10 protein-coding genes are annotated in these 10,730 nt (G+C 44.6%); 5 read left to right on the top strand and 5 right to left on the bottom strand.

Features of this window, described 5'->3' with window-relative positions:
- Positions 1-315 precede the first annotated feature (315 nt).
- The 3 genes from AY607_RS03040 to def all read right to left on the bottom strand — a co-directional run bounded on the left by AY607_RS03040 (position 316) and on the right by def (position 3,461).
- A complete protein-coding gene (locus AY607_RS03040; RefSeq protein ID WP_064101732.1) occupies positions 316-2,346 on the bottom strand; it encodes a TonB-dependent copper receptor in 2,031 nt (676 codons plus the stop codon).
- A gap of 73 nt (positions 2,347-2,419) precedes the next feature.
- The gene (locus AY607_RS03035) at positions 2,420-2,839 is read right to left on the bottom strand and encodes a DUF2946 family protein (RefSeq protein WP_064101731.1); all 420 of its coding nucleotides are present in this window, start codon (positions 2,837-2,839) and stop codon (positions 2,420-2,422) included.
- Between the two features lie 91 nt (positions 2,840-2,930).
- Positions 2,931-3,461 (bottom strand): peptide deformylase, encoded by a 531-nt coding sequence (gene def, locus AY607_RS03030; protein WP_004644875.1) that lies wholly within the window; start codon positions 3,459-3,461, stop codon positions 2,931-2,933.
- Positions 3,462-3,582: 121 nt separating this feature from the next.
- Between def and AY607_RS03025 the strand changes: the two genes are divergently transcribed.
- The 3 genes from AY607_RS03025 to AY607_RS03015 are packed head-to-tail and all read left to right on the top strand — an operon-like array spanning position 3,583 to position 6,543.
- Positions 3,583-4,737, top strand: a complete 1,155-nt coding sequence (locus AY607_RS03025; RefSeq protein ID WP_064101730.1) for a LysM peptidoglycan-binding domain-containing protein — start codon at positions 3,583-3,585, stop codon at positions 4,735-4,737.
- 56 nt (positions 4,738-4,793) lie between these two features.
- Entirely contained in the window at positions 4,794-5,933 is a 1,140-nt protein-coding gene (gene dprA, locus AY607_RS03020) for a DNA-processing protein DprA (protein ID WP_064101729.1), read from the top strand.
- A 40-nt stretch (positions 5,934-5,973) separates the two neighbouring features.
- Complete coding sequence (locus AY607_RS03015; protein WP_064101728.1) at positions 5,974-6,543, top strand: L-threonylcarbamoyladenylate synthase; 570 nt, start codon at positions 5,974-5,976, stop codon at positions 6,541-6,543.
- A 432-nt stretch (positions 6,544-6,975) separates the two neighbouring features.
- Here the strand turns inward: AY607_RS03015 and AY607_RS03010 are convergent, their stop codons facing one another.
- On the bottom strand, positions 6,976-7,884 hold the full coding sequence (locus tag AY607_RS03010; protein ID WP_064101741.1) for a DMT family transporter: 909 nt from the start codon (positions 7,882-7,884) through the stop codon (positions 6,976-6,978).
- Between the two features lie 189 nt (positions 7,885-8,073).
- Here AY607_RS03010 and AY607_RS03005 point away from each other — a divergent pair, with 189 nt between their 5' ends.
- Both AY607_RS03005 and AY607_RS03000 read left to right on the top strand, forming a co-directional pair.
- Positions 8,074-8,619, top strand: coding sequence for a glutathione peroxidase (locus AY607_RS03005; protein WP_064096960.1), 546 nt, complete (start codon positions 8,074-8,076; stop codon positions 8,617-8,619).
- Positions 8,620-9,031: 412 nt separating this feature from the next.
- Positions 9,032-9,607, top strand: coding sequence for a hypothetical protein (locus tag AY607_RS03000; RefSeq protein ID WP_064096959.1), 576 nt, complete (start codon positions 9,032-9,034; stop codon positions 9,605-9,607).
- Between the two features lie 76 nt (positions 9,608-9,683).
- Here AY607_RS03000 and adhP read toward each other — a convergent pair whose 3' ends face one another.
- Positions 9,684-10,715: an alcohol dehydrogenase AdhP gene (adhP, locus tag AY607_RS02995; protein ID WP_064101727.1), complete on the bottom strand. Its 1,032-nt coding sequence runs from the start codon at positions 10,713-10,715 to the stop codon at positions 9,684-9,686.
- Between the last annotated feature and the right edge of the window lie 15 nt (positions 10,716-10,730).

Here is a 10,730-nt window from a genome sequence, read left to right as displayed (position 1 = left end):
AACTCAATCAATCTTAACTAAGTCACTGTTTTATCAGAAGTTTTAATCTTCATCACCGCCGATGGATGTGCATTCTACAGCATTTCACATCCCTTGCAACCCCATTTTTTAAACTTTACAAACGCATGTTTATTTTATAATCCATAAAATTCATAAGTTACTGTTTTATTTATAAAAATTATTTTAATAAAAGTTTGAGTTATTATTTAATGCAAAACAAAACAATATTAACTTACTGATAAACATGAATTTAAATTACTACCATAAACAAAAAGCAGGAAAAAACTCCTGCTTTTTGTTTGTTTTCAGTTCAAATTAGAATTTCATACTGATTCTTGCCCAGTAATTCCGTCCGATATTATTAAATTGCTCATTGGCAGCAAATCCAAAACCGGAACTGCCCATCTTGTTCAAATGCTCGGCATAGGTACGGTCCAGTACGTTATCGACACCCACAGAAAGATCCATGTTGTCATTTACATGATATGTACCATTTAAAGAGAGAGTACCAAAACCAGCACTTTGCTTAAGATCATAGCCGACAATATTGCCTTCACGCTCACTAATCCGGTTCTGGCCATCGACCAGGCGCCAGTAGGCACCCAAAGTATAGTTATCCTGGATATAACGTAAATTTACCCGAGCCTCTAAAGGTGAAATCTGTGGCAACGGCGTATTGTCACTGGTATTTTCACCCCAGGCATACATCGCACTCAGGTCAGCCTGAATCGCATCAGTAAACTGATATCCGATTCCGACTTCTGCACCTGCCACTGTTGCATCTACATTTCGGCTATGTGCTTCTAACATTCCCATATTACCTGTCGGCAAGTAAGTCGTGAGGATGTAATCATTGATCACACCTGCATATGCCGATGCCCATGAACTGAAATTACCATGTTCATGCTGGTAGCCAATATCCAGCTGTAAAGTTTTTTCAGTATCAATGTTCTTAAAGGTATTTGGATGACCATTGCCTGATTTTGGACTGAACAGCTCCCAGTAATCCGGCATACGTTCGACATAGCCAATACCCATATAAGTCTTGCCATCATCATGGTCTGGATGCTGATTCTCAAAACGCAAAAAAGCGCTTGGTAAAGTTTTTTTACGCTCCTGGTTTGACTCCACTGCTTCTACTTTGACCTGATCCAGACGCAGGCCACTCACCAACTTATGATTATCACTGACCTCATAACTGAGCTCACCGAAACCACCGATCGACTGGAACTCCATATCTTTAATACGTGGCTTATTCTGATACGCTGTCATCAGATTTCCGTTACGTTTGCTATGCTGATTATTCTGGCTGTCGATACCTGTAATCAGCTGTAATTTATCCCATTCACTGGTCACGGCCATACGCGCATTCAATGTCTTACGCGCCACATTGGTGGCCATAGGCATACTCATCATACCGCCAGGCTTGAACTCGCGCAGACTATAGTTATCCATGACATGGTCATTAAAATTGTAGTTTACCTGTGCTTCAATTTTCTTGATCACATCGCTGACATTTCTCTTTTCAACACGCAAACCCAGACTTTCACGGGCAAACTTGGAGCCATCCATTGCACGGCCGGCATACACAGCTTCACCATCCGCCTTGCCCCCGGTCAACTCTACCCAGGTATCGCTATCCGGTGTCCAGCCTAATGCAATGTCGGCATTCCAGCGCTCCCAATCGGAAGGAACAGTCGTGCCATTACCATCTTTATAACTGTCTGAAACAGAGCGGCTGGTATTCAGGCGAATATATTTCTGTGCATCACCTGCTGCAACTTCAACATTATGGTCAAGACGTCCGAAGGAGCCCAGCAGGACACTGGCCTGACCGCGATAGTGATTGTCTGCATCAAACTGTTCAGGTGAACGCTCAAAAATGACGGTTGCGGCTGAACCGGTATTGGCATATTGCACCGTCTGCGGACCTTTAATGACCGAAATCTGGTCATAGCTTTCCGGGGAAATATAGGAGGTGGGCGAATCCATCCGGCTTGGACAGGCCCCCAGGTTTTCCGTGCCATCCGTTAAAATTTTAATTCGTGAACCGAACATACCGCGGAAAGTGACATCCCCATTGGTTCCTGCGCCACTATTGACTGAACTAAAACCCACAATGCTTTGCAGATAATCTGCGCCATCTGTGGCAGGAACAGGCTGGATCGGCTGTTTAGGATCGGCATGGACAATCAGTCCGTTGGCATCATTCCCCGCAGTCGAGGTCACCACAATCGGCGCCATGGTTTGTACAGGCATGGCTTCATTGGCCATTACCGCAGCTGAATAACAGGCAATACAAATCGCAGCCGCAAGTGGCTGTAGAAAAAACTTAGGCTGAGCCATTTTCTATCTCACTGAATACATAAATTGAACACGGTCTAAGTCACTCAAGACCCAGACGAAAAACACCGTGGATTTATGCAAGCAGTGGTGGAGCTCTGCCCTGCGGTAACAGGAACAGCCGCTGCAGAGCAAACCAGACATGCTTAAAGGTTTTTTCAAAAGCCAGCAGTCTGACCTGGATTCGGTCCAGAACTTCTTTAATGTCCAGTTCAGGCGGCAAGATCAGGTTGCCATAGACGGTACAGTACTGGCATTGATGGCTGGCATCATGCTCATGGACATCAGCAGGAATATGCTGTGCTGTGACAGAATGCTGAGCGTGCTGCTCGGCATGGTGAGAATGATCAACAGAGGATTTGTCTAAAAGTGCATGCGTGATGGTTTCACAGACCGGAGCAACTTGATATTGCTTTGGCAATAAAGGCTGTAAAAATACCGCAATCTGTAAAAACACTGCTACCAAGGAAAGTAGCAGACCGCCCCGCAGGACCATAGGCAAGCCCTTAAATTTATCTAGGCCAAGTATAGCAAAGCCCAATCAGAATTGGGCTGGTTTGGCCATTAAAATAGACTTTGAAATTATCCTAACGTTTCACTGCTACTTTGTCTTTATTACGCTGGCGTACCAGTTTTTCCACTTTTTCACGGGCACGCTGGCGTTTTAGTGGAGATAAATAATCAACAAATAACTTGCCATTTAAGTGATCCATTTCATGTTGGATACACACAGCGAGAAGTCCGTCAGCATCGAGCTCAAATGCTTGACCTTCCAGATTAATTGCCTCAATTTTTACGCGTGACGGACGATCAACTTTATCGTATATTTGGGGGACTGACAGACAGCCCTCTTCGTAGGGCTGCGTTTCTTCAGTCAATGGTGTGATTTTGGGGTTAATGAACACCATCGGTTGATCTTTATTTTCAGACAGATCCATAACAATCAGCTGAATATGACGATCCACCTGAGTCGCGGCAAGTCCGATACCTGGTGCTTCATACATGGTTTCAAACATATCCGCAGCGAGCTGACGAATTTCATCAGTCACTTCTTCGACAGGTTGTGCAATGGTACGAAGACGGGGATCCGGGAAACTTAAAATAGGTAATAAGGCCATACTGCGTCCTCAATTATGCCATTGATCAAAAAAACCAAATGAAGGGAATGCTTCATCAAAAAAATGTGTGTAAGATCGTTATTATAACGCAACTACGCACATAATTTTAGGAATTATGATAATGAAAAAGGTTTTGAAAGGCATGCCATTTTTTAGTGCCTTGGGGTTTAAAAATCAGATGCTGGCACTTGCCGTCTGTGTTGGCGTCAGTATGGGGACCATTCATTCTGCCGAGGCAGCACCTGCGCGCAACGTTAATCCACCGGCATTAAAAGCCAATGCACCGAACGTTTATGTGGTGAAAAAAGGCGATACGCTTTGGGATATCTCAAAACGCTTCCTGAAAAATCCGGTACGTTGGCCGGAAATCTGGGCCAGCAATAAACACGTGAAAAATCCGCACTGGATTTTCCCCGGTGACCGCCTGCTCATGTGTGATTACCAGGGTCGTCCAATTATTGGTAAAGACGAAGGGGATGGTTGTGAGGGTATTATCAGCCGCTATCTGGGCAGCACCACCCTGCAACCCCAGATTCGGGTTGAATCTTTAAATAACACTATTCCCGTGATTCCACTAGAAAATATCAGGCAATGGCTAGAGCGTTATACCCTGATGGCGCCTGATTCAGTTCAAGGTACACCCTATATTCTCGGAACCGCAGATCAGCGCGTACTGGCAGGCAAAGGCCAGAAAGTGTATGCACGTGGCAACGGTCTGGAAGTTGGTCAACGCTATGCCGTTTATCGTGAAGCGGAACCGTATGTATTTACGGATGCAAACGGCAAGAAATATACTGCTGCACTTGAGCTGCAACAGGTGGCGTCTGGTATTGCAGTACGTAACGAAGGTGATGTCACCACACTTGAACTGACGGACAGTTACAATGCTGAAGTACGTCGCGGTGACCGTGTACTCCCTGAATATGATCCAATGTTACCAACCCTGTTCTATCCGACCAGCGCGGAAAACATTGCTGCCGGTGGCCAGATTGTTCGCGTATTGGGATCAATTGGTACCGCAGCACGTCATAGTGTTGTGACCATTGACCGTGGTACGGCACATGGGGTTCAGACGGGTCATGTCTTTAGTGTCAACCAGAAAGGTGAAGTGGTGACTGATCCTAAAACTAAAGAACGTGTGCAATTGCCAGGTGAGCGTATTGGCCAGATCATGGTATTTAAAACCTTCGATCAGTTGAGCTATGCCTATGTGCTGGAGAGCGAATTACCAATCAAGGTTGGTGCAGGAATTCAAGCACCTCTTTTAGATGAATAAATATTTGTCTAAATAAAAAAACTTAATAATAAGAAGACAACCTTATAGGTCTCAATATGCTGAACCCGTTATCGCGCGCGCAACTGGAAACAATTACGTTATGGTATCTGGTTCAGCATTCTCTTTCGAGTTTCCATAAAGTCAGTCAACATTATGCCGAACTGGCCCATGCCATTCAGCCGGATCAAGCCCCTGTCTGGCAGGCACTCGGTATTCATGCCAATCATGTACAGCGCTTAAAAGAATTTTCTCTTCCCGAAGCCCAGCAGAAATTTCAGCGTTGTCTGCAGCAGATCCAGCAGGATAGTGACTTTGTTTTATTGCATGGCGATCCGCATTATCCGCAGCAGTTGCATCCTTATACAGATAAACCCCCAATCATTTTTGGTCAGGGTAGACCCGACACCCTGCTTCAGGCACAGATTGCCATTGTGGGCAGCCGCAAACCCAGTCCACACGGCCGGCAAGTAGCTTATGATTTTGCTTTTTACCTGAGTGAACAGGGTTTTTATATCAATAGCGGTCTGGCACATGGTATTGATGAAGCAGCTCATCGGGCTGCCCTACAACATCAGGGGACAATTGCAGTGATGGCGACCGGACTGGATCAAACCTATCCAGCACAGCATCAGTCACTGCGCCAGCAAATCATTGAGCATGGCGGTGCCGTCATCAGTGAGTTTCTGCCAGATACACTGCCTTTGCAGCACCATTTCCCACGGCGCAACCGAATTGTCAGTGGTTTAAGCCTAGGCATCATTGTGGCAGAGGCTGCATTAAAAAGTGGTTCTCTGATTACGGCTAAACTGGCAGCCGAGCAAGGCAAAACCGTGTTTGCCATTCCGGGACATATTTACAGTGAGCATCATCAGGGCTGCCACCAACTGATTCGTGAGGGTGCGATTCTGATTGACCATCCACAGCAGGTAATTGAAGAACTGGCACTGGCGACGCAATGGCAGGCTTTGGAAAATACTCCCAAACTGGAAGTCGCTGCAGCAGAATCACAACAGATCCCGCCACATCTGCTCAGTCTGTATAACCAGCTGGACTGGGTGGGACAGAGTCTGGATCAACTGGGAACGCAGGTTCAGCAAGAGGTATCTGCTTTGACCAGTCAACTGATGGAACTGGAGTTACTCGGTTTTTGCACCCAGCAAGCCGGCCTGTATCTACGTTGTCGGATTCTCAAATAAGGTTCACAATAGCGCTTTGTTGTTTGATAAAGGTATTCACATGATCACTACCTCTGTTGCCGAAGCAGCAGCATGGCTTAAAGACGGACAAGTCTTGGCATATCCCACAGAGGCTGTTTGGGGCTTGGGTTGCGACCCCTATAATGAACAGGCATTTCATCAGATTTTAGAATTGAAGCAGCGCCCGATTGAGAAAGGTGTGATTCTGCTAGCAGCTCATCTTTCACAGGTAGAACATCTGCTACAGGATTTAAGCGAAGAAATGCGTGAAAAAGTGATTGAATCCTGGAACCATGACAGGCCTGCTGAGCGTGCGACCACCTGGCTGCTTCCTGCAAATAAAGAGATTCCTGACTGGATTAAAGGTCAGCATACTCAAGTGGCCGTACGTGTAACCACTCACCCGCTCTGCGTGGCACTGTGTCAGGCCTTTGGTGGTTTTATCGTTTCGACCAGTGCCAATCCTGCCGGTATGGAACCTGCCCGCTCACTTCAGGATGCCCTCCGCTATTTTGACCAGAACCTGAATTATCTGAATGGCGACCTTGGTTTAAGTCAGCAACCGAGCCGGATTATTGATGCACTCACTGGCGCGGTTATTCGTGACTGAGACTTAGCGGATTTAGTCGGGATATTCAAACCCGACTAAAGTTTTAAGACAAAAAAAAGCTCAACCATATAGGGATGGCTGAGCATAAAAAAGGATGTGCATAAATCACATCCAGAGGGTTCAGAAAATCTCTGGGAGCCTGATAAAACAAGGTTTTTTTTGCTTGATCATTCTCGATGGGCGCATTATGCGAGAAATTAGTCACAACAACAAGTACAATAAAAAACTCAATTAATACATTTTTTCTATTAACAAAGTAGAACTTTTATTGAAAATTCAAAATATCTAACTCATTCCATTCCGATTTTAAAATAAAGTGCTAATTTTCTATTTATTGTTACATTCAGAAATCAGTATTTAACAGATGAATTCTATTAAAAAAACATGCCTAAATGATCAATATTTAAACAATTAAGGATTTTAAAAACTGGGCTACTTCCTTATGACTTGGCTTTTCCCGGGGTATTGCGCCCATAAAACCCCCAATAAAATAATACTGCCTCCAATAGTGTGATACATGGTCCAGGCTTCGCCTAACCACAAATATGCGACTACTGCGGTAAAAACCGGCATCAGGTTCATAAAAATACTGCTGCGATTTGGACCAAGTTGCTGCACAGCCATCATCCAGAATAAGGGCGCGGCAATGGAAGGAAAAATTCCGGCATAGACAATGCTAGCTGCATTCGCGCTATTGATGCTGTCCAGACCTAAAATCAGTATCAAAGGAATATGGTAAAGAAAAGCCATAAAAATCTGGATATACAGACTCAGTAGTAGTGGAATCTGAATCTGCCATTTCTTCAGCAATACGCCATAACAGGCATAGAAAAAGACCGCGATCAACATCAGCAGATCGCCAATATAACTTTCACCTACGCTTAAGAACTGCAGGCCCTGCCCTTGCGCCATGACATACATCAGGCCAATAAACGACAAAAGGCTTCCCAGCACTGCAGCCTGTGTCGGGCGAATCCTTAAAACAAAAATACCCACGATAATGGTAAAAATAGGAATAAAGGCATTGATCAGCCCCATGTTAGTGGCAGTAGTGTAGTGTGCCGAGCTATAAGCCAGTCCTTGATACAGCACCATTCCCAGCGCACTCAAAATGGCAAAATGTCCGAGATGCGGACGGATTTCTGGCCAGGCTGCTTTGACTCTGGGCAACATGAAGGGAGTTAAAATTAGCAAAGCCAAAGCCCAACGGTAAAAACTGATACTGATGGGAGAAATATAATCTGCCACATAACGGGTAACCGTCATATTCAGAGACCAAATCAAAACTGCGGTCAGTGGTAAGGCCATGGCCCACCAGACTGCTTTTTGTTGTTGTGTCATACTGTCATCCATGAGTCGCTGGTTTTGTATTAAGCTATTCCTATTCGCACCCTAGCATAATAGATTTTTCACATAATATTGCAGCAATTTTACTGCCTTAAGTAAATCAGCTCACCTGTTTGTACTTGTACTAAATCTGAATACCCGTTAAAACAAATACCGATTCAGTCGCAATAAACAGGAAATCTAATGACTCGCTCTGTATATGACATTCCAGTCAAAACCATTGACGGAACAGAAACCACTTTAAACCAGTACCAGGGTAAGGTTTTGCTGGTGGTCAACGTCGCTTCTAAATGTGGCCTGACGCCGCAATATGAAGGTTTACAAAAACTGTATGATGACAAAAAAGCTGAAGGTCTGGAAATTCTGGGCTTTCCTGCCAACAACTTTTTGGAGCAGGAACCAGGCAGTGAAGCCGAGATTCAGGAATTCTGTTCGGTGAATTATAAAGTCGACTTTCCGTTATTCGCAAAAATCTCTGTGGCGGGCGAAGACAAGCATCCTTTATATACCACTCTTACACAGGCTGTACCGGAACGTATCGGCGAAGGTCCTTGGTGGAAAGATCTGGTCGATTATGGCCTGACCCCTAACCAGCCACCGGAAGTACTCTGGAACTTTGAAAAATTCCTGATCAATAAAAATGGCGAAGTGGTGGCACGTTTTGCACCGGACATTACTGCAGATGATCCACGGATTGTAGATGCGGTGAATGCAGAACTTGCAAAATAACGCTCTGCTCTTCCAATAAGTATTAAGATTAAAATAAGTATCCGTTTTTATAATGGATACTTATTTCTATTTAAAACTCTTATTTTTACTAAATTAATATTCACCTACATTTGTAAAGACTCAACTAACCCGTGCACAATCAGCAATTGCTTAGGATGCAGGAAAATAATAGTCTAATGAGTATCCAACACAATAAAGTCTTCAAGTTAATCGCCGGCCAAACGAGCCGCCCCCGCTTAAAATAAAATATTTACTTATTCATTTTTATTAGATTTTTCTCACTTCTGTCTGGCTAATTATTTAAAATCCAGAAGAATTGTTATGAGTTTGCAACAATCTTTTTTATCTCCATAGTTTATCCTTATATTAAACACTATTCAAATTCTATCACCTGTATCGAGACCCTGATTCCATGTCCAAGATTCTTGCCAATGCTGTCCTTCCTTTCGCATTATTTAGCTCGGGAATTTTACTGATGGGCTGTGAACAGGCTGTCGAACCACCCACTGAACAGGCAGATACAACAACGTCAGATCTGGAACCAGCCTCTCAGCCACAAGGCTCGGCAACACCAAATGAGCTTAAATCTGGCAATATGTTTTATATGGTTCGGGATGTCGCCGACTTGCAGCTCAAGGCCGGCAGTTATGTGGAACAGTTAAAACAGACCCAGACCGAACTGCAAACGGCGGTCGAAGCCAAAGATACCCAGCAGCTGCAATCCACTGCGACCCAGCTTCAACAGCAACTCAGCAGTTTTAATCAGGTGCTGGGTAACCTGAACTTGAAAAGTCAGGAAATTGACCAGATTCGTAATAATATGATGTCTGCAAACCAGCAAGTGCTGGCTTCTCCCCTCCTGAATGGTCAGGTAGATTTTAGCCAAGTGGACTTGAAAAAGATTGAATCGCAGATGGTCAATGTTCAAGCCGAAATGGTCAAACTGGCCGGCTTGCTGATCCAGAATCCCGAGCAGGAACAAGGTTAAAACTCATTTAAACCCTTTCATCAAAAAACCAATCCGGCAAGAACCAGATTGGCTTTTATTTCCTCTCAATGAGGAATTAAAGTCGCATATCGATCACGATCCGGCCATCAATTTTCCCTTGTTCCATACGCTGAAAAATATCATTGATATTTTGCAGCGGCTCAACATTAATATGTGCCTTAACCTTACCCCGGGCAGCAATATCCAATGCTTCCTTGAGATCCAGTCGCGTACCCACTATCGAGCCGCGCACCGTAATGCCGTCAAGTACCATATCAAAAATCGACAAGTCAAACTTGCCTGGTGGTAAACCATTTAGCACCATAGTTCCCCCCCGACGCACGATCGAGACTGCCTGTTCAAAAGCTTTGGGAGAGACTGCTGTTACCAATACCCCATGACAACCTTCTCCGGTGGCTTTCATCACTTCTTCTTTTACATCAGATTTCAGTGCATTTATGCCCACATCAGCACCCAGATTTTTGGCCAGTTCCAGTTTTGAGTCATCCACATCTATGGCAATAACATTAAATCCCATGGTTTTGGCATATTGAACAGCAATATGACCCAGACCGCCAATGCCCGAAATTGCCATCCAGTCTCCTGTTTTGGCATCAGCCATTTTCAGACCTTTATAGACAGTGACGCCTGCACAGAGAATAGGTGCAATTTCAAGTAAATCTACTCCCTCTGGAATTACTCCTACATAATCTCCATCGGCCAGACAATATTCAGCAAAGCTGCCGTTGACCGAATACCCCGAATTTTGCTGTTTTCTGCACAGGGTTTCCCAGCCCGCATAACAATGTTCACAATGGCCACACGCCGAATACAGCCATGGAATACCGACAATATCTCCTATTTTTAAATGGTCAATGCCTGCACCTATTTCAATCACTTCTCCTACTCCCTCATGCCCGGGAATAAAAGGTAAGCTCGGTTGCACCGGCCAGTCGCCATGCATGGCATGCAGATCGGTATGACAAACACCTGTGGCAATGATCTTGACCAGGATTTTGCCTGGGCTAACTTGAGGGATGTCGAGTTCTTGGATTTCTAAGGGTTGGTTAAATGCAGTTACGACCGCTGCTTTCATTGTTGTTGGCATATTAATTCTCTCTTC

The sequence above is a fragment of the Acinetobacter sp. SFA genome, from assembly GCF_001647535.1.
Taxonomy (GTDB): Bacteria; Pseudomonadota; Gammaproteobacteria; order Pseudomonadales; family Moraxellaceae; genus Acinetobacter; species Acinetobacter pecorum.
This window is presented reverse-complemented; position numbering and strand designations above follow the sequence as displayed.

Bases quoted from the DNA above. Each gene is read 5' to 3' on its own strand.
- AY607_RS03040 (WP_064101732.1), bottom strand. From the start codon at position 2,346: ATGGCTCAGCCTAAGTTTTTTCTACAGCCACTTGCGGCTGCGATTTGT.
- AY607_RS03035 (WP_064101731.1), bottom strand. From the start codon at position 2,839: ATGGTCCTGCGGGGCGGTCTGCTACTTTCCTTGGTAGCAGTGTTTTTA.
- def (WP_004644875.1), bottom strand. From the start codon at position 3,461: ATGGCCTTATTACCTATTTTAAGTTTCCCGGATCCCCGTCTTCGTACC.
- AY607_RS03025 (WP_064101730.1), top strand. From the start codon at position 3,583: ATGAAAAAGGTTTTGAAAGGCATGCCATTTTTTAGTGCCTTGGGGTTT.
- dprA (WP_064101729.1), top strand. From the start codon at position 4,794: ATGCTGAACCCGTTATCGCGCGCGCAACTGGAAACAATTACGTTATGG.
- AY607_RS03015 (WP_064101728.1), top strand. From the start codon at position 5,974: ATGATCACTACCTCTGTTGCCGAAGCAGCAGCATGGCTTAAAGACGGA.
- AY607_RS03010 (WP_064101741.1), bottom strand. From the start codon at position 7,884: ATGACACAACAACAAAAAGCAGTCTGGTGGGCCATGGCCTTACCACTG.
- AY607_RS03005 (WP_064096960.1), top strand. From the start codon at position 8,074: ATGACTCGCTCTGTATATGACATTCCAGTCAAAACCATTGACGGAACA.
- AY607_RS03000 (WP_064096959.1), top strand. From the start codon at position 9,032: ATGTCCAAGATTCTTGCCAATGCTGTCCTTCCTTTCGCATTATTTAGC.
- adhP (WP_064101727.1), bottom strand. From the start codon at position 10,715: ATGCCAACAACAATGAAAGCAGCGGTCGTAACTGCATTTAACCAACCC.